The organism is Streptomyces sp. 5-10 (genome assembly GCF_014712245.1).
Taxonomy (GTDB): domain Bacteria; phylum Actinomycetota; class Actinomycetes; order Streptomycetales; family Streptomycetaceae; genus Streptomyces; species Streptomyces violaceusniger.
Window position 1 is genome coordinate 58,173 of the sequence record NZ_JACVYG010000034.1, and the last position, 22,517, is coordinate 80,689.

At 72.1% G+C, this 22,517-nt stretch carries 20 protein-coding genes; 3 read left to right on the forward strand and 17 right to left on the reverse strand.

Translation table 11 applies throughout. The annotated features are described in order from the left end of the window. Positions 1–36: 36 nt before the first annotated feature. Positions 37–420: a chorismate mutase gene (locus tag IEJ02_RS30905; protein ID WP_191067882.1), complete on the reverse strand. Its 384-nt coding sequence runs from the start codon at positions 418–420 to the stop codon at positions 37–39. Between the two features lie 1,261 nt (positions 421–1,681). Here IEJ02_RS30905 and IEJ02_RS30910 point away from each other — a divergent pair. Beyond that, positions 1,682–2,068, forward strand: a complete 387-nt coding sequence (locus IEJ02_RS30910) for a VOC family protein (RefSeq protein WP_191067838.1) — start codon at positions 1,682–1,684, stop codon at positions 2,066–2,068. An 89-nt stretch (positions 2,069–2,157) separates the two neighbouring features. Here IEJ02_RS30910 and IEJ02_RS30915 read toward each other — a convergent pair whose 3' ends face one another. Next, the gene (locus IEJ02_RS30915; RefSeq protein WP_191067839.1) at positions 2,158–2,955 is read right to left on the reverse strand and encodes a S1 family peptidase; all 798 of its coding nucleotides are present in this window, start codon (positions 2,953–2,955) and stop codon (positions 2,158–2,160) included. Positions 2,956–3,220: 265 nt separating this feature from the next. Here IEJ02_RS30915 and IEJ02_RS30920 point away from each other — a divergent pair, with 265 nt between their 5' ends. Together IEJ02_RS30920 and IEJ02_RS30925 are read left to right on the forward strand one after the other, a co-directional pair. After that, positions 3,221–4,108, forward strand: a complete 888-nt coding sequence (locus tag IEJ02_RS30920; protein ID WP_191067840.1) for a hypothetical protein — start codon at positions 3,221–3,223, stop codon at positions 4,106–4,108. 118 nt (positions 4,109–4,226) lie between these two features. Next, on the forward strand, positions 4,227–4,700 hold the full coding sequence (locus tag IEJ02_RS30925; protein WP_137977513.1) for a PPOX class F420-dependent oxidoreductase: 474 nt from the start codon (positions 4,227–4,229) through the stop codon (positions 4,698–4,700). Positions 4,701–4,716: 16 nt separating this feature from the next. Here IEJ02_RS30925 and IEJ02_RS30930 read toward each other — a convergent pair whose 3' ends face one another. The 15 genes from IEJ02_RS30930 to IEJ02_RS30995 all read right to left on the reverse strand — a co-directional run bounded on the left by IEJ02_RS30930 (position 4,717) and on the right by IEJ02_RS30995 (position 22,504). Then, the gene (locus IEJ02_RS30930; protein WP_191067841.1) at positions 4,717–6,219 is read right to left on the reverse strand and encodes a glycosyltransferase family 39 protein; all 1,503 of its coding nucleotides are present in this window, start codon (positions 6,217–6,219) and stop codon (positions 4,717–4,719) included. A gap of 75 nt (positions 6,220–6,294) precedes the next feature. Beyond that, positions 6,295–7,272, reverse strand: coding sequence for an ABC-2 membrane transporter-related protein (locus IEJ02_RS30935; protein WP_191067842.1), 978 nt, complete (start codon positions 7,270–7,272; stop codon positions 6,295–6,297). Then, complete coding sequence (locus IEJ02_RS30940; protein ID WP_191067843.1) at positions 7,269–8,201, reverse strand: ABC transporter ATP-binding protein; 933 nt, start codon at positions 8,199–8,201, stop codon at positions 7,269–7,271. Before IEJ02_RS30940 ends, IEJ02_RS30935 begins: the two co-directional genes overlap by 4 nt. Beyond that, complete coding sequence (locus IEJ02_RS30945) at positions 8,198–8,620, reverse strand: GntR family transcriptional regulator (protein ID WP_191067844.1); 423 nt, start codon at positions 8,618–8,620, stop codon at positions 8,198–8,200. Before IEJ02_RS30945 ends, IEJ02_RS30940 begins: the two co-directional genes overlap by 4 nt. A gap of 210 nt (positions 8,621–8,830) precedes the next feature. Further along, positions 8,831–10,291, reverse strand: a complete 1,461-nt coding sequence (locus IEJ02_RS30950) for a glutamate synthase subunit beta (RefSeq protein WP_191067845.1) — start codon at positions 10,289–10,291, stop codon at positions 8,831–8,833. Then, on the reverse strand, positions 10,284–14,834 hold the full coding sequence (gltB, locus tag IEJ02_RS30955; RefSeq protein WP_191067846.1) for a glutamate synthase large subunit: 4,551 nt from the start codon (positions 14,832–14,834) through the stop codon (positions 10,284–10,286). Before gltB ends, IEJ02_RS30950 begins: the two co-directional genes overlap by 8 nt. A 301-nt stretch (positions 14,835–15,135) precedes the next feature. Next, a complete protein-coding gene (locus IEJ02_RS30960) occupies positions 15,136–15,867 on the reverse strand; it encodes a VIT1/CCC1 transporter family protein (protein ID WP_191067847.1) in 732 nt (243 codons plus the stop codon). Positions 15,868–16,055: 188 nt separating this feature from the next. Further along, a complete protein-coding gene (lgt, locus tag IEJ02_RS30965; RefSeq protein ID WP_191067848.1) occupies positions 16,056–17,036 on the reverse strand; it encodes a prolipoprotein diacylglyceryl transferase in 981 nt (326 codons plus the stop codon). Between the two features lie 70 nt (positions 17,037–17,106). Further along, entirely contained in the window at positions 17,107–17,934 is an 828-nt protein-coding gene (locus IEJ02_RS30970; protein ID WP_191067849.1) for a DsbA family protein, read from the reverse strand. A 442-nt stretch (positions 17,935–18,376) separates the two neighbouring features. Beyond that, positions 18,377–19,195 carry a tryptophan synthase subunit alpha gene (trpA, locus tag IEJ02_RS30975; RefSeq protein ID WP_191067850.1) on the reverse strand — a complete coding sequence of 273 codons (819 nt, stop codon included), beginning with the start codon at positions 19,193–19,195 and terminating at the stop codon, positions 18,377–18,379. Next, entirely contained in the window at positions 19,195–20,442 is a 1,248-nt protein-coding gene (gene trpB, locus IEJ02_RS30980) for a tryptophan synthase subunit beta (RefSeq protein ID WP_191067851.1), read from the reverse strand. The genes trpA and trpB overlap by 1 nt, the downstream gene beginning before the upstream one ends. A gap of 70 nt (positions 20,443–20,512) precedes the next feature. Further along, complete coding sequence (gene trpM, locus IEJ02_RS50895; protein WP_369075658.1) at positions 20,513–20,665, reverse strand: tryptophan biosynthesis modulator TrpM; 153 nt, start codon at positions 20,663–20,665, stop codon at positions 20,513–20,515. A gap of 23 nt (positions 20,666–20,688) precedes the next feature. Beyond that, the gene (gene trpC / locus IEJ02_RS30985; protein ID WP_137977522.1) at positions 20,689–21,498 is read right to left on the reverse strand and encodes an indole-3-glycerol phosphate synthase TrpC; all 810 of its coding nucleotides are present in this window, start codon (positions 21,496–21,498) and stop codon (positions 20,689–20,691) included. A gap of 157 nt (positions 21,499–21,655) precedes the next feature. After that, the gene (locus IEJ02_RS30990; protein ID WP_191067852.1) at positions 21,656–22,066 is read right to left on the reverse strand and encodes a DUF2752 domain-containing protein; all 411 of its coding nucleotides are present in this window, start codon (positions 22,064–22,066) and stop codon (positions 21,656–21,658) included. 168 nt (positions 22,067–22,234) lie between these two features. Next, positions 22,235–22,504, reverse strand: a complete 270-nt coding sequence (locus tag IEJ02_RS30995) for an HGxxPAAW family protein (RefSeq protein ID WP_191067853.1) — start codon at positions 22,502–22,504, stop codon at positions 22,235–22,237. Positions 22,505–22,517: the final 13 nt, after the last annotated feature.

The following is a 22,517-nucleotide window of genomic DNA, read 5'->3' on the forward strand; positions in this document are numbered from 1 at the left end:
AAGTGGTTGCCCGGGGCGGATGGCCACCCGGGAGCACTACCGGAGTGCGCCCTCGGGCCCCTCGGTGCCGTTGTCGGAGCGGGCGATGGTCTCGTGGTGCCGGATGACCTCGGCGATGATGAAGTTGAGCAGCTTCTCGGCGAAGCCGGGGTCGAGCTTGGCGCTCTCGGCGAGCTGCCGCAGCCGGGTGATCTGGCGCGCCTCGCGGGCCGGGTCGGCCGGGGGGAGCCGGTGGGCGGCCTTGAGGTGGCCGACCTGCTGGGTGCATTTGAAGCGCTCGGCGAGCATATGGACCACGGCCGCGTCGATGTTGTCGATGCTGTCGCGCAACCGGGTCAGCTCGTCGAGGACGGACGGGTCGATCCCCTCGGGGTCTCCCGGCGTCGCCGTCGCCGGCTGTCCGGCGGTGTGGTCACTCATGCTGTGCGTCATGCTTCCTGAGAGTACTTTTCCCGGGGACCCGGTTCCGCTCGGGGGCGCTTCGGCCCGCGTCTGCCGCGTCGGCCCGCGTCGGCCCGCGTCGGCCGCGTCCGGGGCCTGCCCTCGGTCGGCCCCCGGACCGCCCCGACCCCTGTGGGGGGTTTGGGGTCCGGCCCGCGAGGGGCGCGGAAGGGGGCGGGGCGGTCGTGGTGGAGGGCCGCTCCCGGTACGGCGCCTCCACCGTGGAGGAGTCGCCTGGGCGGGGAGAGGTTCCACCTACGGCCCGACTTTCCCGGTGGCCTCCCGGCCCGGCTTTTCCGGCGGCTTACGGCCCGGCTTTTCGGCGGCGTACGGCCCGGCTCTCCCTGCGGCTCCCGGCGCCGCTTCCCGGCGGCTCCCGGCTCGGCTTTCTCCGTGGCCCGCTCCGGAGGGGGCCGTTCCGGGCGAGCGGGGTGTCCGACGGGGCTTGACGCCTGCGGCGGGCTGCTCCCCTCCCCGCCCCTTCCCGAAACTGGGGCTCCGCCCCAGACCCCGACGGGGGCTCCGCCCCCAGACCCCGGACCGGCACTTCGCCCCAAGCCCGACGGGGACTTCGCCCCAGACCCCGCACCGGCACCTCGCCCCAGACCCCGGACAGGCGCTCCGCCCCAGACCCAACGGGAACTTCGCCCCAGACCCCGCACCGGCACTTCGCCCCAGACCCCAGACAGGCGCTCCGCCCCAGACCCAACGGGAACTTCGCCCCAGACCCCGCACCGGCACTTCGCCCCAGACCCCAGACAGGCGCTCCGCCCCAGACCCAACGGGAACTTCGCCCCAGACCCCGCACCGGCACTTCGCCCCAGACCCCAGACAGGCGCTCCGCCCTAAGCGCTCCGCTGGAAGTGCCGCGATGCGTCGTCGGCCGTCTGCGGCGCCGTTGTGGCTGGTCGCGCCCGCGCGGCGGAGCCGCCATCGACACAGCCCGCGCCCCTTCGGGGCGCTGCCGAACCAGAGCGGCCTTCCTCCGACCTGCTGAGGCCCCGGACCGGTACTTCGCCCCAAGCCCCGGGCCGGGGTTTTGCCCCAGGCCCGGGCGGGGGGTTCGGCCCCTTTCCGCGGCATCGATATGGGGCTCCGCCCCGGATCTCGGGGTCCAGGGGCGGAGCCCCCCCAAGCGGCGGAGCCGCATATCGTCAGGTGCCGGGAAGGGGCGGGGAGGGGGAGGCATCAATATGCGGCTCCGCCGCGTGGTCCGCCGGACACCCCATAGGGTTCCCACATGATCGCGACGCTTCAGTGCACCGTCATCGACTGCCCCGATCCCGCCGCGCTGGCCGCCTTCTACGGCAAGATCCTGGGCTGGCGGGTGAACGACAGCGATCCCGAGTGGGCGACCCTGACGGCCGAGGACGGCCGTCAGTTCGCCTTCCAGCGGGCGCCGGACCATCAGCCGCCGCGCTGGCCGGATCCGGCCCATCCGCAGCAGATGCACCTGGACTTCGACGTGGCGACGCGCGCGGACGCGGAGCGGGCGCAGCGGGAGCTGATCGAGCTCGGGGCGACGTTCCTGCACGACAGTGGCGGGGAGCGTTCGGGGTTCCGGGTCTTCAACGATCCGGCGGGGCACCCGTTCTGCATCTGCTACGGGCAGACACAACCGAGCTGACGGCTCTGATGGAGCGACAGAGCTGACCGGGGGCCGGCTCGGTGGCCGGTCCCCGGTCAGCTCCCGTCGACGGCGATGCTGAGGAGGGGTCAGCCGCCGAGCTGGGTCGCGCCCGCCTTGATGTCCTTGGCGAAGGTGCTCACCTCGGTGTAGACGCCGGGCTTACCGGGCCGTGCGCAGCCCTCGCCCCAGCTGACGATGCCGACCTGGATCCACTGGCCGCTGTCGTCCTTGCGGAACATCGGGCCGCCGGAGTCGCCCTGGCAGGTGTCCACGCCGCCCTGGGCCATCTTCCCGGCGCAGATCTCCTCGCCGGGGACGAGCTCGTCGTACGCGGACTTGCAGGTGGCGTCGTCGACGAACGGCACGGTGGCCTTGAGCATGTAGCGCTGCTGGCCACCGCCCTCGACGGCGGCGCCCCAGCCGGCCACGGTGAAGTCGCCCTTGTTGTACGCCGTGGTCTCGGCGATCTTCAGGGTGGGCTGGTTGATCGGCTTGGCGAGCTTGATGAGCGCCCAGTCCTTGCCGGTGCCGTTGTAGCCGGGGGCCTGGAGCACCCGGGTGGACTTGACCTTGATGGCGCTGGAGCTCTGGAGGTCCACGACGCCCGCGGTGGCGGTGATGGAGGTGTTGGCGCCGCTGCCGTCCACGCAGTGGGCGGCGGTGAGCACGATGTCCTGGGTGTAGAGGGCGCCACCACAGCCCATGGAGAGCCGGACCATGAAGGGGAATTCGCCCTGGGCGGCGCGGGTGCCGCCGACCACGGAGGGGCTCGGCTCGGGGCCGGTGGGCACGGCGTTGGCGCTGCCGGGGGTGAGGCTGAAGGCGGCGAGGGCGACCGCACCGAGGGCCGAGGCTCTCTTGAGGTGCTTCAGCGTGTTCCGCAACGGAGTGTCCTTTCGTGGGGGGTTCGGGTGCATGTCAGGCTCATGCCAAGCACTGATTCGCGGCTCCGCCGCGTGACAAAAATCCGGAAACCTCTCCGAAATCCCGTGGATGAGCCGGTAAAACGCCCTGTGATTATGTGGACCGGGTGAACGGGGTGACAAGGGTCGGTTTCCAGCCAGCGCGGCCTACCCGCCGCCCCACCGAACGACCGTAAGGTTGAGGGGAGACAGGGCGCACGGCTGGCGACGGGCACGGGGTGACGGCGTGGCGGCACCGGGCAGCGACATCGAGCACGGCTATCCCCACCTGGACACCGTCCGGGCCGCGATCACCGCGCTCTACCGCCGCCTGTCCCGCGACACGGTGGACACCTTCGGGCTCAGCGTGGTCCCCGGCGACGTGGCCTTCGCCGACCAGGACGACCTCTACCTGGGCGTTCAGCGGGTGGCCCGGGTCATGGTGCAGCATCTGCGGCTGCCGGACGCGCGGATGATCGTGAGCTTCCGGGAGATGCGGCACGCGGGGAACGTGGAGCTGGCCGCGGGCCCGGAGTACTTCATCGAGCTCAACTCCCGCTTCAAGACCCACCGTCGGGACATCGGCGCCGCCCTGGCCCACGAGGTCACCCATGTGTATCTGCACCGCCTGGACCTGTCGTTCCCCGGCACGCGCGACAACGAAATCCTCACCGACACCACCGCCGCCTATCTCGGCACGGGCTGGTTGCTGCTCGACGCCTACCGCCAGGACTCGGTTTCCAGCCAGAAACTGGGCTATCTGACACCGGAGGAGTTCGGCTACGTCCTGGCCATGCGGGCGCTGCTCTTCGGTGAGGACCCCTCCCCCTGGTTCACCTCTCCGCAGGCGTACGAGGCGTACGCCAAGGGGCTGGAGCTGGCCCGCCGCGAGCAGGCCCGGCCGCCGCTCGCCGCCGCCGGCTGGACCGGCCGCCGCCGCTACGCCAAGGACCGCCGGTCGGCCCAGTCCGGCCACCCCGCCCCCACCGGAGGGGAGTACACCTTCGACGCCGGCCCTCCGCTGAGCGTCTCCTTCCCCTGCCCGACCTGCCGTCAGCGCATCCGGGTCCCGGTGCGCGGGCGGCTGCGGGCCCGCTGCGGGCTGTGCCGTACGGTGCTGGAGTGCGACACGTGACGCGACAAGTGACGCGGCACCTGGCGCGACACCTGACCACGTGAACGCGATGTCCGACGCGGCGCCGGTCCGTGGCCCTACGGACGTGGAGCGCGCTCGACGTCGTACGCTCGCCTGCATGAGTCCCTCCATCGCCACCAACACCCAGGTCGGCCTCGATGAACTGCTGGAGTTCGTACGCCCGCGCCACCGTGCGCTGCTGATGACCCGCCGGGCCGATGGCTCGCCCCAGGCGTCCCCGCTGACCTGCGGAGTCGATGACTCCGGCCGGATCGTGATGTCCACCTACCCCGAGCGCGCCAAGGTGCGCAACGCCAAGCGCGACCCCGCCGTGAGCCTCGTCGTGCTGTCCGACGAATGGAACGGCCCGTGGGTGCAGATCGACGGCACCGCCGAGGTGATCGACACCCCGGAGTCCGTCGAGCCGCTGGTCGAGTACTACCGCAATATCGCGGGCGAGCACCCGGACTGGGACGAGTACCGCGAGGCCATGCGCAAACAGGGCAAGTCGCTGATCCGGGTCACCCCCGAGCGCTGGGGCCCGGTCGCCACCGGCGGCTTCCCGGCCCGGCTGGTGGAGAACGAGGGCTGACGGCGCCCGGCGACGCTCAGCACGCCCCCGCGCGCCCGTAGAGCACGATCCGCATCCCGGTGACGTCCCTGACGGCGCATCGGTGGAAGTGCTCCGCGAGCACCTTACGCTTCACCCGCTCCTGAGGGGTACCGTCCAGCGGCTGGCCGGGCGGGTCGTTCACCGTGACGATCCGCCCGGCCGTCAGCATCCGGGCCCGGATCAGCGGTGCGGGCAGCTCGATGCCGTGCAGGGTGCCCGAGGGGATCGCGTGCCGGGCCAGCGCCAGCTCCCGCAGGCCCCGGAAGTCCTCCGGTCTTGACATGATCGGCTCCCGGCGCCGGGCGGGCAGGAAGAGCACCCCGTCGCCGGGACGGCTCAGCTCCCGTACGGCGCGGGCGGCGGCGAGGGGGTCGTCGAGCCGGCTCTGCGGGGTCCGCAGGTGGAGGGAGTACGGCAGCAGCGCCGCCACGGCGGCCACCGCCAGCCCTCCGGCCAGCGCGCGCGGGGCGGCGACGGTGCGCGACAGCGCGTCCAGCCGGGCCCCGATCAGCAGCGCGAGACCGACGTAGGCGTAGAGCACGTACCGGTCGACGTAGAGCGGATGGAGATACGACACCGCCAGCAGCGCCGCCGGGGGCAGGATCAGCAGCGCGAGCGCGAGGTCGCGCAGCGGGACGGGCCCGTGCGCGGGCAGCGGTCCCCGGGCGCAGCCGAGGCCCGCCAGGGCGAGCGTGCCGAAGCCGAGCAGTTCGGGCGGGCCCGGCGGGGAGATCCAGCCGACCAGCGCCGCCTGCTGCTGACTGACGATCACCAGCGGTGCCAGCACCACCGCCACCACGGAGGCCGCCTGCCCCCACGCCCAGCCGAAGCGCGCGCCCGCCCGGGCCCGGTACAGCGCGACGCCGTGCGCGGCGACGGCCAGGATCGCGAACTCGTGCAGCAGACAGGCCAGCGAGGCGACGGCGGCGTATCCGGCCCAGGTGCGTCTGCGGGGCCGGGCCACGGCGCTCAGCAGCAGATGCGTGGCCGCGACGACGGCGGCGCAGACCAGGGCGTAGGACCGCCCCTCCTGTGCGTACCGCTGCACCGCCGGGGCCAGCGAGAAGACCAGCCCGGCGGCGAGTCCGGCGCGGGGCCCGGCGAGCCGCTGCCCGAGCAGTCCGACCCCGGCGGCCGCGGCGGCCATGGCCAGCACCGAGGGCAGCCGGAGGGCGACGAGACCGCCGTCCCAGAGGGCGAAGACGCCGTGCATGAGCAGGTAGTACAGACCGTGGACGGCGTCGGCCCCGCCGAGCAGACGCCAGATGTCGGCGACGCTCCGGTGAGCGACCTGATACGTCGTCGACTCATCGCGCCACATGCTGTTCTCGCGGCGGATCCCCCACAGCCCGAGCGCCAGCGCCAGCCCGGCCGGGACGAGCCCGGCGGCGGCGCGCCCGGTGCGGCGGGTCGCCGGGGCCGAGGGCGCCGGGGCCGGGGGCGCCGGGCGGGCGCGCGGCGCGACCCCGGCGGAGTCGAGGGCAGGCGAGACGGCCATGGGAGGGGGAACTCCGATCGGAGCGGAAGGTGATGCCGTGGAGGCCGTGAATGCCGTGGCGGGGAGGGGCGCGGATCAGGCCCGTCTGCGGCCGATCCACCACAGGCAGAACGCGGCGAGTGCGACGGCCACGGCCAGGCAGATCCCGGCCTGCATCCACTGCATGGGCCAGTAGTGGCTCGCCGGGTGCAGCTCCTCGTACACCCTCCGGGTGGCACCGAGCCGGTCGAGGCAGCGGTGCCAGGCGTCATCGCCACCGGTCACGGACGCGCAGCGGTCGAAGGGGATCTTCTCCCCGGAGCGGCTCAGATAGCCGTTGCCCATGCCGCGCCACGAGTTGAAGTAGACCTGAAAGTAGGTGACGGCGAATTCGCCGGAGGCGTCGGGTTCGGAGACGACCGTCCGCGGCGTCATCAGATGGGGGCGCAGGGCGTCCAGCCCGTACTGGACACCGGCGGTGGCCCCCAGCGTGACGACCATGGCGGGCAGGGTGCGCCGCAGCAGCAGCCCGGCCGCCGCGCCGAGGAGGAAGGCCGGCGGGGCGAGGGCGACCGCCGCCGGGCCGGTCGCGTCGAACGGCACGGCGGTGCCCCAGGCGATGTCCTGGAACTGGCCCCGGGCCGCCCGCCACCACCAGGTGTACAGGGCCGCGAGGACCGCGGTGCCGGCCGTGACGGCGACGAGCGGGAGCGCGAGTTTGGCGATGAGCCAGCGGGTCCGGCCGACGGACTGGGTCCACACCAACCGGTGAGTGCCCATCTCCAGTTCCCGGGCGAACAGGGGCGCGCCGATGAAGACGCCGATCAGCGCCGGCAGGGCGGTGAGCAGCCGCCCGGTGTTGAGCAGCGGTGTGCGGTAGGTGTCCCTGTCGTGCGCCCGGAAATAGCCCATCATCTCCGCGCGCTGCCAGACGATGTACGCGGCGATCGCCACGACCACGGCCAGGCCCGCCCAGAGGGCGGCCCGGTGCTGCCGCGCCACCAGCCACGCCAGCCCTCGTACGCGGGGCCGGGTGCCGGCTGACGCCCGGATCCGTACGCCGATCGCGCTCATGCCTCCACCTCCGTACCGGTCGCCCGGGCACCGGCCGTGAACAGCGGCGGGGCGTCGGGGGCGCGCAGATAGCCGAGCAGGACGTCCTCCAGGGAAGGTTCGGTGACGATCCAGCCGTCCCCGGCCTGGATCTCCGCCGGGCGTATCAGCGCGGTGAGCTGACGGCCGGTCGTACGGGTCTCGACCACGGTGTGGCGGGCGAGCGCCTCCGGTGTACCGCCGCCGGTCCCGCTCGGGCCGGTGACCAGGCGGTGGGCGGCCTGGATGGCGTCCGCCTCGCCCGCCAGGCGGATCCGGCCGCCGCCCATCAGCAGCAGGTAGTCGCAGACGCCGTCGAGTTCGGCGAGCACATGGGTGGAGATGACCACGCCGGTGCCGCGCTCGGCGGCCTCGGCCATCAGCGCGCCCATCATCCGGTGGCGGCGCAGCGGGTCCTGGTCGGACATCGGCTCGTCCAGGAGGAGCAGATCGGCACGTTTGCCGAGAGCCACGGCGAGCGCCACACAGGTGCGCTGGCCGCCGGAGAGCGAGCCGACGCGGGCGGACAGCGGCACCTCGGCCTCCGCCACCACCCGTTCGGCGGTCTTCTGGTCCCAGCGGGGGTTGAGCTCCCGGCCCAGGCGCAGGGTGTCGGCGACGGTGAAGCGCGGGTAGAGCGGCTTGTCCTGGGCGACGAAGGCGATGCGCTCGCGGGTGCCGGGGTCGGCGGAGGGGCGGCCGAAGACCCGCAGGGTGCCGGTGGTCGGGGTCAGCAGCCCGGCGGCGAGGGACAGCAGGGTGCTCTTGCCGGAGCCGTTGGGGCCCACCAGTGCGCAGATCCGCCCGGCGGGCAGCCGGAAGGCGACATCCCTGAGGGCCCAGCCGCGCCGGTACTTCTTGCCCAGCCCGGACGCCTCCAGTGCGCCGGACGGGTCGATCTCTTCGGTCACCCGTTCTCCTCGTGTCCACGCTCGCTGGGGGCGGCGCTCTCGCCGAAGCGCTCCTCGAGGACCGAGGCCACCAGCGCCGTCACGTCCTCGCGGTCGAGCCCGGCGGCGCGGGCCCGGTCGGTCCAGTCGGCGAGCTCCGCGCGCAGCGGTGAGTCCGCGGCGGCGCCGGGCCGGGCCAGCGACCGGCGGACGAAGGTGCCAAGACCCGGCCGGGGCTCGACCAGCCCCTCGCGCTCCAGCTCGCGGTACGCCTTCAGGACGGTGTTGGGGTTGATGGCGGTGGCCGCGACGACCTCCTTGGCCGTGGGCAGCCGGTCCCCGGGTTGCAGCAGTCCGAGGCGGAGCGCCTGTTTGGTCTGCTGGACGATCTGCAGATAGGTGGCGATGCCGCTGCGCCGGTCGATCCGGTACTCGACCATCCGCCCTCCACCACCCTTTCACTAATCAGTTAGTGGAATGATGGTGGAGTGCGTCGGAGGGAATGTCAACCGGCCTGGCCAGTGGCCCCGGAGAACGCGTCAGCCGAAACGCCACGCGGCGCCTTCCCCCGGTCGGGAGGGGGAAGGCGCCGCGCGGCCGATCCGTACGCCGTTGTACGGGCGGAGATCCGGGAAGACCGGGAGACCGGGTCAGACCATGAGGGCCCGGTCGGTGGGGCTGATCGGGGCGGGCAGCTCGCTGGCCCCGGCCAGATAGCGGTCCACCCCGCGCGCCGCGGAGCGGCCCTCGGCGATGGCCCAGACGATCAGCGACTGGCCGCGGCCCGCGTCACCGGCCACGAAGACACCCGGCACATTGGTGGCGAAGGAGGCATCGCGCGCGATGTTGCCGCGCTCGTCCAGCTCCAGGCCGAACTGCTCCACCAGGCCGTTCTTCTGGTCGGTGCCGGTGAAGCCCATGGCGAGGGTGACCAGCTGGGCCGGGATCTTCCGCTCGGTGCCCGGCTTCTGCTCCAGCTTGCCGTCCTTGAACTCCACCTCGATCAGGTGCAGCCACTGGACGTTGCCGTCCTCGTCGCCCTCGAAGTGGGTGGTGGAGACGGAGTAGATCCGCTCGCCGCCCTCCTCGTGCGCCGAGGTGACCTTGTAGAGCATCGGGAAGGTCGGCCAGGGCTGGCCCGGGCTCCGCTCCTCGCCCGGCCGCGGCATGATCTCCAGCTGGGTGACGGAGGCGGCGCCCTGCCGGTGGGCGGTGCCGACGCAGTCCGCGCCGGTGTCGCCGCCGCCGATGACCACGACGTGCTTGCCCTCGGCGGTGATGGGCGACGTGGTGAGGTCGCCCTCCTGCACCTTGTTGGCGAGCGGCAGGTACTCCATCGCGAAGTGGATGCCGTTCAGCTCCCGGCCCGGGACCGGCAGGTCGCGCGAGGTGGTGGCGCCGGCCGCGATGACCACGGCGTCGTACCGCTTGCGCAGCTTGGCGGCGTCGATGTCGCGGCCGATCTCGGTCTCGGTGCGGAACTTGGTGCCCTCCGCGCGCATCTGCTCGATACGGCGGTTGATGTGCCGCTTCTCCATCTTGAACTCGGGGATGCCGTAGCGCAGCAGCCCGCCGATGCGGTCGGCCCGCTCATAGACGGCGACCGTGTGGCCGGCCCGGGTGAGCTGCTGGGCGGCGGCCAGGCCGGCCGGGCCCGAGCCGATCACGGCGACGGTCTTGCCGCTGAGCCGCTCGGGCGGCTGCGGGGTGACATCGCCCGCGTCCCACGCCTTGTCGATGATGGTGACCTCGACGTTCTTGATGGTCACCGGCGGCTGGTTGATGCCGAGCACACAGGCCGACTCGCACGGGGCCGGGCACAGCCGCCCGGTGAACTCCGGGAAGTTGTTGGTCGCGTGCAGCCGCTCGCTGGCCTCGCGCCAGTCCTCCCGGTAGGCGTAGTCGTTCCACTCGGGGATGAGGTTTCCGAGCGGACAGCCGTTGTGGCAGAACGGGATGCCGCAGTCCATGCACCGGCCGGCCTGCTTGCTGATGATCGGCAGCAGCGAGCCGGGGACGTAGACCTCGTTCCAGTCCTTGACGCGCTCCTCCACCGGGCGGGTCTTGGCGACCTCGCGGTCGGTGCTCAGGAAGCCCTTGGGGTCAGCCATTGATCGCCGCCTCCATCATCTTCTCGTGGGTCTCGGACTCGGAGAGCCCGGCACGCTCGGCGGCGTCCTTGGCGGCGAGCACGGCCTGGTACGTAGCGGGGATGATCTTGCTGAAGCGGGTGAGGGCGGTCTCCCAGTCGTCGAGCAGCGCGCCCGCGACGGTGGAGCCGGTCTCCTCGTGGTGGCGGCGCACCGCGTCGTGCAGCCACCGCTGGTCGGTGTCGTCCAGCGCGCCGACGGCGTCCCGCAGATCGACGTTGACGTTGTCCGGGTCGAGGTCGATCACATAGGCGATGCCGCCGGACATCCCGGCCGCGAAGTTGCGCCCGGTGGGGCCGAGGACGACCGCGTGGCCGCCGGTCATGTACTCACAGCCGTGGTCGCCCACGCCCTCGGAGACGACCGTGGCGCCGGAGTTGCGGACGCAGAACCGCTCGCCGACCCGGCCGCGCAGGAACATCTCGCCGCCGGTCGCGCCGTACGCCAGGGTGTTGCCCGCGATGGTCGAGTACTCGGCGAGGTGGTCGGCGCCCCGGTCCGGGCGGACGATCACGCGGCCGCCGGACAGGCCCTTGCCCACGTAGTCGTTGGCGTCGCCCTCGAGCCGCAGCGTGACACCGCGGGGCAGGAACGCGCCGAAGGACTGACCGGCCGAGCCGGTGAAGGTGATGTCGATGGTGTCCTCGGGCAGGCCGGCGCCGCCGAACTTCCGGGTCACCTCGTGGCCGAGCATGGTGCCGACGGTCCGGTTGATGTTGCGGATCGCGACCTGGGCCCGGACCGGCTGGGCGGCCTCGGCGGAGTCGGCGTTCAGCGCGTCGGCGGCGAGCTTGATCAGCTCGTTGTCCAGGGCCTTCGCCAGCCCGTGGTCCTGCTCGACCACCTGGTGGCGGACGGCGCCGTCCGGCAGCTCGGGTACGTACAGCAGCGGGGCGAGGTCCAGACCCTGCGCCTTCCAGTGCTGGACGGCGCGGGTGGTGTCCAGCAGCTCGGCGTGGCCGATGGCCTCGTCCAGGGAGCGGAAGCCCAGCTCGGCGAGGAGCTCGCGGACCTCCTCGGCGATGAACTGGAAGAAGTTCACCACGTACTCGGCCTTGCCGCTGTAGCGCTCGCGCAGCACCGGGTTCTGGGTGGCGATGCCGACCGGGCAGGTGTCCAGGTGGCAGACGCGCATCATGACGCAGCCGGAGACCACCAGCGGCGCGGTGGCGAATCCGTACTCCTCGGCGCCGAGCAGCGCGGCGATCACCACGTCACGGCCGGTCTTCAGCTGGCCGTCGGTCTGCACCACGATGCGGTCGCGCAACCCGTTGAGCAGCAGCGTCTGCTGGGTCTCGGCGAGGCCGAGCTCCCAGGGGCCGCCCGCGTGCTTGAGCGAGGTGAGCGGCGAGGCGCCGGTGCCGCCGTCGTGGCCGGAGATCAGCACCACATCGGCGTGGGCCTTGGAGACGCCCGCGGCCACCGTGCCGACGCCGACCTCGGAGACCAGCTTGACGTGGATCCGGGCCTGCGGGTTGGCGTTCTTCAGGTCGTGGATCAGCTGGGCGAGATCCTCGATCGAGTAGATGTCGTGGTGCGGCGGCGGGGAGATCAGGCCGACGCCCGGGGTGGAGTGCCGGGTCTTGGCCACCCACGGGTAGACCTTGTGGCCGGGCAGCTGGCCGCCCTCGCCGGGCTTGGCGCCCTGGGCCATCTTGATCTGGATGTCATCGGAGTTGACCAGGTACTCGCTGGTCACGCCGAAGCGGCCGGAGGCCACCTGCTTGATCGAGGAGCGCCGGGCCGGGTCGTACAGCCGGTCGGAGTCCTCGCCGCCCTCACCGGTGTTGGACTTGCCCCCCAGCTGGTTCATGGCGATGGCGAGGGTCTCGTGCGCCTCCTGGGAGATGGAGCCGTAACTCATGGCGCCGGTGGAGAACCGCTTGACGATCTCGCTGACCGGCTCGACCTCCTCGATCGGGATCGAGGGGCGCTCGCCCTTGAAGGAGAACAGACCGCGCAGCGTCATCAGCCGCTCGGACTGCTCGTTCACCCGCTCGGTGTACTTCTTGAAGATGTCGTAGCGGCGCGAGCGGGTGGAGTGCTGCAGCCGGAAGACCGTCTCGGGGTCGAAGAGGTGCGGCTCGCCCTCGCGGCGCCACTGGTACTCGCCGCCGATCTCCAGCGTGCGGTGGGCGGAGGGGACGCCGGAGGCGGGGTACGCCTTGGCGTGGCGGGCGGCGACCTCCTTGGCGATGACGTCCAGGCCCGCGCCGCCGATCTTGGTGGCGGTGCCGTGGAAGTAGGTGTCCACGAAGGACTCGTCCAGGCCGACGGCCTCGAAGACCTGCGCGCCCCGGTAGGAGGCCACGGTCGAGATGCCCATCTTGGACATGACCTTCAGGACGCCCTTGCCGAGCGCCTTGATGAGGTTCTTGATCGCGGTCTCGGCCTCGACACCGGGCAGGAACGTCCCGGCCCGGACCAGGTCCTCGACCGACTCCATGGCCAGGTACGGGTTGACGGCCGCGGCGCCGTACCCGATCAGCAGCGCGACATGGTGCACCTCGCGGACGTCGCCCGCCTCGACCAGCAGCCCCACCTGGGTGCGCTGCTTGGTGCGGATGAGGTGGTGGTGGACCGCGGAGGTGAGCAGCAGCGAGGGGATCGGGGCGTGCTCGGCGTCCGAGTGGCGGTCGGAGAGCACGATCAGCCGGGCGCCGTCCTCGATGGCACGGTCGGCCTCGGCGCAGATCTCGTCCAGCCGGGCGGCGAGCGCCTGACCGCCGCCACCGACCCGGTACAGGCCCGAGAGGTTCGCCGCCTTGAGGCCCGGCATGTCCCCGTCGGCGTTGATGTGGATGAGCTTGGCCAGCTCATCGTTGTCGATCACGGGGAAGGGCAGGGTGACGCTGCGGCAGGAGGCCGCGGTCGGCTCCAGCAGATTGCCCTGCGGGCCCAGCGAGGAGATCAGCGAGGTGACCAGCTCCTCGCGGATCGCGTCCAGCGGCGGGTTGGTGACCTGTGCGAACAGCTGGGTGAAGTAGTCGAACAGCAGCCGCGGCCGCTCGGAGAGGGCGGCGATCGGCGAGTCGGTGCCCATCGAGCCGATCGGCTCGGCGCCGGCCTTGGCCATCGGCGCGAGCAGGACGCGCAGCTCCTCCTCGGTGTACCCGAAGGTCTGCTGACGGCGGGTGACCGAGGCGTGGGTGTGCACGATGTGCTCGCGCTCGGGGAGGTCGGCCAGGTCGATCAGACCGGCCTCCAGCCATTCGCCGTACGGCTGCTCTGCGGCCAGCTCGGCCTTGATCTCGTCGTCCTCGATGATGCGGTGCTCGGCGGTGTCCACCAGGAACATCCGGCCCGGCTGGAGGCGGCCCTTGCGGACCACCTTGGCCGGGTCGATGTCGAGGACGCCGACCTCGGAGGAGAGCACGACCAGACCGTCGTCGGTGACCCAGTAGCGCCCGGGCCGCAGACCGTTGCGGTCCAGCACGGCGCCGACCTGGGTGCCGTCGGTGAAGGTGACACAGGCCGGGCCGTCCCAGGGCTCCATCATCGTGGAGTGGTACTGGTAGAAGGCGCGCCGGGCCGGGTCCATGGAGGGGTGGTTCTCCCACGCCTCGGGGACCATCATCAGCACCGAGTGCGGCAGCGAGCGGCCGCCGAGGTGGAGCAGCTCCAGGACCTCGTCGAAGGTCGCCGAGTCGGAGGCGTCCGGGGTGCAGACGGGGAAGATCCGCTCCAGGCCCTTCTCCCCGAACAGGTCACTGACCAGCTGGGACTCCCGGGCCCGCATCCAGTTGCGGTTGCCCTGGACGGTGTTGATCTCACCGTTGTGGGCGACGAAGCGGTACGGGTGGGCCAGCGGCCAGCTCGGGAAGGTGTTGGTGGAGAACCGGGAGTGGACCAGCGCGACGGCCGTGGCGAAGCGGCGGTCGGAGAGGTCCGGGAAGAACGGCTCCAGCTGACCGGTGGTCAGCATGCCCTTGTAGACCAGGGTGCGCGCGGACAGCGAGGGGAAGTAGACCCCCGCCTCGCGCTCGGCGCGCTTGCGCAGCATGAACGCCTTGCGGTCCAGGGCCACGCCGGTGCTGGTGCCGTCGGCGACGAAGAGCTGGCGGAAGGCGGGCATGGTGGCCCGGGCACCGTTGCCCAGCAGCTCGGGGGCGACGGGCACCTCGCGCCAGCCGAGGACGGTCAGGTCCTCCTCGGCGGCGAGCCGCTCGATGTGCTCCGCGGCGGCCGCACCCTCGGTCTCGCCCTCGGGGAGGAACGCGATGCCCACCGCGTAGGCACCGGCTTCGGGCAGCTCGAAGCCGGTCACACTGGCCCGCAGGAAGGCGTCCGGAACCTGGACGAGGATGCCCGCGCCATCGCCGGAGTCGGGCTCGGAACCGGTGGCGCCGCGGTGCTCGAGGTTCCTCAGCACGGTGAGAGCCTGCTCCACGAGCTCATGGCCGGCCTCACCGGTGAGGGTCGCCACGAAGCCGACGCCACAGGCGTCGTGCTCATTGCGCGGGTCGTACATCCCTTGGCGGGCAGGGTGGGATGCGGAACGCATCGGCTCTCCCGTCGTCGTCATGGCATTTTGCGTGTGCCGAGGGACGACGTTGGCCCTCCGCGAGAATTTCGTGCAGGTTACATGATGGGGCGAATCTCGGGAAGCGGAAATTCTGTTCCATCATGCGGACACCCCAGGGGTGGGGTGAGGTCAGGCAATACGGGCATTGGGGGTTGGGCGACCGGCGTCGCCATCGCGCGGATCGGGCGACACTGCCCAAGCGCTTCGGGCTTATGCCCGCCCGTAAAAGGATCGAAACCGAGGAGTAACGGCGCGATGATCGCGGCTCGCCGTATGACGGTCATCCTACGGCCGTTCCGAAGAAGGTGCCCAGGGCATAGGTCACACCCGCCGCCGCGCCGCCCAGCGCCAGCTGCCGCAGCCCGCTGTACCACCAGCTCCGCGCGGTCACCCGGGCCACCACCGCACCGCACCCGAACAGCCCGATCAGCGCCAGCACCAGGGCCGGCCACAGCGCCGTGGCGCCCAGCAGATACGGCAGCACCGGCAGCAGCGCGCCCAGCGCGAAGGAGCCGAACGAGGACACCGCCGCGACCAGCGGCGACGGCAGATCGTCCGGATCCACGCCCAGCTCCTCGCGGGCGTGGATCTCCAGCGCCTGCTCGGGGTCGCGGGAGAGCTGCTCGGCCACCTCACGGGCCAGGGCCGGCTCCACCCCGCGCGACTCGTAGAGCGCGGCCAGCTCCTCCAGCTCGTCCACCGGGTGCTTGCGCAGTTCGTGCCGCTCCACCTCCAGCTCGGCCTGGACCAGATCGCGCTGGGAGGCGACGGAGGTGTACTCACCGGCGGCCATGGAGAAGGCACCGGCCGCGAGGCCCGCCAGACCGGTGATCACGATGGTCTGCCGGTCCACGGCGCCACCGGCCACGCCGGTCATCAGCGCGAGGTTGGAGACCAGTCCGTCCATGGCCCCGAAGACGGCGGGGCGCAGCCAGCCGCCGTTCACATCACGGTGGGTGTGGTTGTCGCGGTGGGCGATGTGCGGTGACTCGGCACTGTCGATGACGGACATATGAAGATGTGCTCCCTTCGAGAAGGGTGTGGCGATGCGGCCCTCACCCCAACAGTTCGAAGGTACGCACGAATTCCCCCGCTCCGCCAGCAAGGAAGGCCGAACTTACCTCGCTGACCTGCGCAAACGCAGAAGGGCCGCCGAACCCCGAGGGGTTCGGCGGCCCGATGGACGCGCGTCGGCGCGCGTCAGGGGTTCTTGGTGGGCTCCGCCTCGGCGGCCACCGCACCGGCCTCGCCCTCGCCACCGCTCTTGGCCTGAGCGTCGCCGCTCTTGGCCGGGGCGTCGCCGCCCGTCTCGGTGGCCGGGGCCGCTCCGGCGCCGCCCTCGGCCGCGCCGTCCTCGACCGCGGCGGGCTCCACGACCTCCTCGCGGCCGGGGGCCCGCTTCGCGGAGATCACCAGATAGGCCACCGCGGCCAGGAAGACCACCACGGCCGTCCAGTTGTTGAGCCGCAGCCCCAGCACATGGTGGGCGTCGTCCACCCGGAGGTACTCGATCCAGAAGCGGCCTACGGTGTACGCCGCGACGTAGAGCGCGAACGCCCGGCCGTGCCCCAGCGTGAAGCGGCGGTCCGCCCAGATCACCAGCAGCGCCACACCGACGCACCACAGCGACTCGTACAGGAAGGTCGGGTGGTACGTGCCGGCCACCCGGCCCGCGTCGGCGTCGCCGTCGATCTTCAGCGCCCAGGGCAGCGTGGTGGCCTTGCCGTACAGCTCCTGGTTGAACCAGTTGCCCCAGCGCCCGATGGCCTGGGCGAAGGCGATCCCGGGGGCGATGGCGTCCGCGTACGCCGGGAGCGGGATCCCCCGGCGGCGGCAGCCGATCCAGGCGCCGAGCGCGCCCAGCGCGATGGCTCCCCAGATCCCCAGGCCGCCCTGCCAGATCTTGAAGGCGTCCACCCAGTCACGGCCGTCGGTGAAGTACAGCTCGTAGTCGGTGATGACGTGGTAGAGGCGGCCGCCGACCAGGCCGAAGGGCACCGCCCAGACGGCGATGTCGGCGACGGTGCCGACCCGGCCGCCACGGGCGACCCAGCGCCGCCCGCCGTACCAGACCGCGACGAAGACGCCGATGATGATGCAGAACGCATAGCCGCGCAGCGGGACCGGACCGAGATAGATCACGCCGGACGACGGGCTGGGAATATAAGCGAGGAGGTCCATGACAGGACCGACGCTACCGTGCCGGGCGGGCGATGCGGCAACCCACCCGGCAACGGCTGCGTAACAAGGATCAGCCGCGGGCCGCCGCGAGGACCATGCGCTTGAGCTTGTTGGGGCTCAGCGGCTTCTTGGGATCGCCGTAGATCGACTTTCCGCCCAGCAGCACGGTCGGCGTGGAGCCGTAGCCGGAGTGGGCGAAGACATCGTTGGACTTGCGCACCCAGGCGTCGTGCCGGCCGTCCTCGACGCACTTCCGGAAGGCGGGCGTGACCAGCCCGGGGACCTGGTCCGCGAGCTTGATCAGCCTGCCGTTGTCGGCGTAGGTGTCCCGGGTCTCCTGGGACTGGTGGCGGTAGAGCACATCGTGGTACGCCCGGAACTTCGCGGGGCCCTTGTCCTGGGCACAGGCCGCCGCGTTCGCGGCGCGGAGCGAACCGGTGCCGCCGAGGTTTCCGTCGATGATCGTCACCAGGTGGTACTCGACCCGCATCCGGCCGGTGTCCTGCAGCTCGTGGACGGTCTTGCGGAAGACGTCCTCGAACTGCTTGCAGCCCGGGCAACGGAAGTCCTCGTAGACCGTCAGGGTCACCGGGCCCGCCTTCCCCGCCCTCCCCGCCTTCCCTTCCTGCGCGGACTTCTCCGACCTCCCCGAGGGGATCACCAGGCGCCCCTTGCCGACGGCTCCGCGCGGCGGCACCAGGGCGCCGCTCGACTTCCCCGAGTCGTCGTCGGTCCTGGACGCGACCATGCCCACGCCCACCGCCGCGCCGAGGACGGCCACCACCGCCCCCAGGACGCCCAGCGTCCGCTTACGCTTCGCGCGCGCCCGCTCCCGCTCACGCTGTTCCCGCAGGCGCTCTCGGGCGCCGCGCTTTCCCTCACGGTTTCTCTGGCTCACGCCCTCGCCTAACGAGGCGGAGGAGCACCGCCGAGCTCCTCCGCCCCGTTCTTCCCTCGAACGAGCGACCCTCTGACGGGTGACCGGGGGACCACGCGGCGGAGCCGCATATCGGTACTTCCCCCTCCCCGCCCCTTCCCGCAGCACCGATATGCGGCTCCGCCGCGTGGCAGGGGTTCCGCCCCTGGACCCCGGGGTCTGCGGCGGGAGCCTCCGCCCTCCAGCCCCTCCAGGGGGCACCTCCCAGCGGTAGCTGGGGGAGATTGAGGAGCGGGACCTAGGGACAGAGCCCCGCTTCCCAGCCCCTCCAGGGGGCACCTCCCAGCGATAGCTGGGGGAGATTGAGGAGCGGGGTCTGGGGCGGAGCCCCAGTTGTGGGAAGGGGCGGGGAGGGGAGCCGCCCGCCGCAGGCGTACGCGCACCACCCTCCGCCGGACACTCCCTAACGCGCGGTGCGAACCCCCTCCGCCAGCTCACCCGCGAGCTCCCGCAGCCCCGCCAGACCAGCCTCGGAGTCGCCCTCCGCGTCCAGCAGCCGCTTGACGAAGGCCGAGCCCACGATGACCCCGTCGGCGAACGCCGCGACCTCCGCCGCCTGGGTGGCGTTGGAGACACCGAGGCCCACGCACACCGGGAGCGAGGTGGTGGCGCGGGTGCGCTCCACCAGCGCGCGGGCCTCCTGGCCCACCGATTCCCTCGTTCCGGTGACACCCATCAGGGACGCCGCGTAGACGAAACCGCTGCCCGCCGCCGTGATCTTCGCCAGCCGCTCGTCACGGCTGCTGGGCGCGACCACGAACACGGTCGCCAGACCGTGCTGCTCGGCGGCCTTCCGCCAGATCTCCGACTCCTCCACCGGCAGATCGGGCAGGATGCAGCCCGCGCCGCCCGCCTCGGCGAGATGGGCGGCGAACCGCTCGACGCCGTACCGGTCCACGGGGTTCCAGTACGTCATGCACAGGATCGGGGCGCCGGTGCGGGCGTGCACCTCCCCCACCGTGCGGATCACATCGCGGATCCGGACCCCGCCCCGCAGCGCGATGTCGTCGGCGGTCTGGATCACCGGCCCGTCGAGCACCGGATCGCTGTGCGGCAGCCCGACCTCGACGATGTCGCAGCCCCCCTCGATCATGGCGGTCATCGCGTCCACCGCGCCGTCGATGGTGGGGAATCCGGCGGGCAGATAGCCGACGAGCGCGGCGCGCCCCTCGTCCTTGGCGCCCGCCAGGACGGATCCCAGCAACTCCAGGTTCCCGGCCATCACTTCGCCCCCTCGTCACGTCGCTGGTCGTAGAGCCCGAAGTACCGAGCCGCCGTGTCCATGTCCTTGTCGCCGCGCCCGGAGAGGTTGACCAGCACCAGGCCCTCGCTCCCCAGCTCCCGGCCGAGGTCCAGGGCGCCCGCGAGCGCGTGGGCGCTCTCGATCGCCGGGATGATGCCCTCGGTCTCCGACAGCAGCCGCAGCGCCCGCATGGCCTCGTCGTCGGTGACCGCCCGGTACTCGGCGCGGCCGATGTCCTTCAGATACGCGTGCTCAGGGCCGACGCCGGGGTAGTCGAGACCGGCCGAGATCGAGTACGGCTCGGTGATCTGGCCGTCCTCGTCCTGGAGGACGTAGGACCGGGAGCCGTGCAGGATCCCGGGCTCGCCCTGGCTCAGCGTGGCCGCGTGCTCCCCGGTGGCCACGCCGTGCCCGGCGGGCTCGAAGCCGACGATCCGCACGCTCTCGTCCGGCAGGAAGGCGTGGAACAACCCGATCGCGTTGGATCCGCCGCCCACGCAGGCCGCGACCGCGTCCGGCAGCCGCCCGGTCCGCTCCAGGATCTGCCGCCGCGCCTCCACGCCGATCACCCGGTGGAAGTCGCGCACCAGCGCCGGGAAGGGGTGGGGTCCCGCCACGGTGCCGAAGAGGTAGTGGGTGCGGTCCACATTGGCGACCCAGTCCCGGAACGCCTCGTTGATGGCGTCCTTGAGGGTGCGGCTGCCGGACTTCACCGCGATGACCTCGGCGCCCAGCATCCGCATCCGCGCCACGTTGAGCGCCTGCCGCTGGGTGTCGATCTCGCCCATGTAGATGGTGCACTCGAGCCCGAACAGCGCACACGCGGTGGCCGTGGCCACCCCGTGCTGACCGGCGCCGGTCTCGGCGATGACGCGGGACTTGCCCATCCGCCGGGTGAGCAGGGCCTGCCCCAGCACGTTGTTGATCTTGTGGGAGCCGGTGTGGTTGAGGTCCTCCCGCTTGAGGAAGACCCGGGCGCCCCCGGCGTGCTCGGCGAACCGGGGCACCTCGGTCAGCGCGCTGGGCCGGCCGGTGTAGTTGACCAGCAGATCCTCGAGCTCGGCCGCGAAGGCGGGGTCCGCCTTGGCCTTCTCGTACTCGGCGGCGACCTCGTCCACCGCGGCGACGAGCGCCTCGGGGATGAACTTGCCGCCGAAGGCGCCGAAATACCCCTCGGCGCTGGGCACCTGGCCCTCCGGGTCAGGGATGAAGAAATCAGAGGACATGCGACGTACTCCTCGATCGGGGCATCGCCCCGCGACGGGTGGGATGGATGGGCAAGCGTGCGGCGTGCGCTCAGCGCGCCGCCGCCCGGCGCCATCGCCGCCCGTTGATCTGCCCCGGCTCGCATCCGATGTGGTAGCGCACGCGCCGCCCCCGCACCCGCCGCGCGGGCGCGCGGCAGCCCCGGGGCCGACAGCCCCGTGCCAGGCGCGCGTACGTCTCCATGGTCCGCCGATCCCGCCCCGTCGTCAGTCCCGGCCGTGACGCAGCGCCGGATGGGCACCCGCCGCCACCAGATCGGCCACCGCGGCCTTGGGGTCGCGCCCGGTCACCAGGGACTCGCCGACCAGCACCGCGTCCGCGCCGTCGTTGGCGTAGGCGATCAGGTCGTGCGGGCCGCGCACCCCGGACTCCGCGATCTTGACGATGTGGTCCGGGATCTCCGGGGCGATCCGGGCGAAGTTCGAGCGGTCCACCTGGAGGGTCTTGAGGTCGCGCGCGTTGACGCCGATCACCCGGGCCCCGGCGTCGACCGCCCGGGCGGTCTCCTCCTCGTCGTGCACCTCGACCAGGGGCGTCAGCCCGATCGACTCGGCCCGCTCGATGAGCGAGACCAGCGCCTGCTGCTCCAGCGCGGCGACGATCAGCAGGATGACGTCGGCGCCGTGCGCCCGCGCCTCCCACAGCTGGTACGAGGTGACGATGAAGTCCTTACGGAGCACCGGAATGTCGACCTTCGCCCTTACGGCTTCCAGGTCGGCCAGCGATCCGCCGAAGCGCCGCTGTTCGGTCAGCACGCTGATCACGGCCGCGCCGCCCGCCTCGTAGTCCGCGGCGAGCCCGGCGGGGTCGGCGATGGCGGCGAGCGCGCCCTTGGAGGGGCTGGACCGCTTGACCTCACAGATCACCTTGACGCTGTCGCCCTTGAGCGCCGCGACACCGTCCTTCGCCGGCTGGGCCTTGGCCGCCCGCTCCTTGAGCTCGTCGAGGGCGACGCGCGCCTGCCGCTCCGCGAGGTCGGCACGGACTCCGTCGATGATCTCGTCGAGCACACTCACCGAGCGGCCCCCTTCCGTGACGGGGATGAAGCTTCTGATCTGTACCGGGTGCGGCGGTCCACCGCGTCACCTGGCACTGCGATGGTAGCCGCCGGTAGGCCGAGGTCTCGCATCCGGTTGACGCGGGCGCCCACCACATGCACATACACAACAGCGGTCAGGGCACCAGTAGTCCCCCGAACGGGAAATTCCGGACGATGGTGAAGACCAGGGCCACCACGCCGAGCGCCCCCGCGTGCCACGGCCGCGGCGCCGGGAAGCGTCCGCGTACGCACCACACCGCCCAGCAGACGGCGAAGGCCGCGTAACAGCCGACGGCCAGGGCGTTGTCACGCAGCGCGGTCACCAGATCGCCGTGGGCCAGGGCATGGGCGCCACGCAGCCCGCCGCAGCCGGGGCAGTACAGCCCGGTGAGCCGCAGCAGCGGGCAGACGGGGTAGTGGCCGGGCTCCCGGGGGTCCACGGCGCCCACGTAGCCGAAGGCGGCGAGGACGCCCGCGAGCACCCCGAACGGGGCGGCCAGACGCCGCACCAGGGGGGCGAGGGCGGTCGGCGGTGGTTCGGTCACACCGCCGAGTCTGCCCGGGGATCCACGAAGGCGCGGCTCAGGGCCGGTGCACCGGCCTCCGTACGGCTCAGTGCCGCGTGCGGCTCAGTGCCGCGTACGGCTCAGTGCCGCGTACGGCTCAGTGCCGCGTGCGGCGGAGGCGGGCGCGGCCCCGGGCCGCGCCGGGACTCACTGCTGGGTCTGCGCCTGCGCCTGCGCCTGCGACTGTGCCGTGGGCTGCGGCTTCGGCTGCGGCGGGTGCTGCGTCTTGGGCATGCCCAGCCCGGCCGCGCGCATCGCCGCGCCGACGACACCGCCGAGGGCGATGATCACCACGCCCGCCCAGAAGCCGAGCGGGTTGGCCGCCACGGTGAACGCGCCGGCTACGCAGAAGCCGATGAAGGCGATGGTGACACCGGTCCAGGCGGCCGGGGTGTGTCCGTGGTCGTGACCCGCCATGAATTCTCCTCGT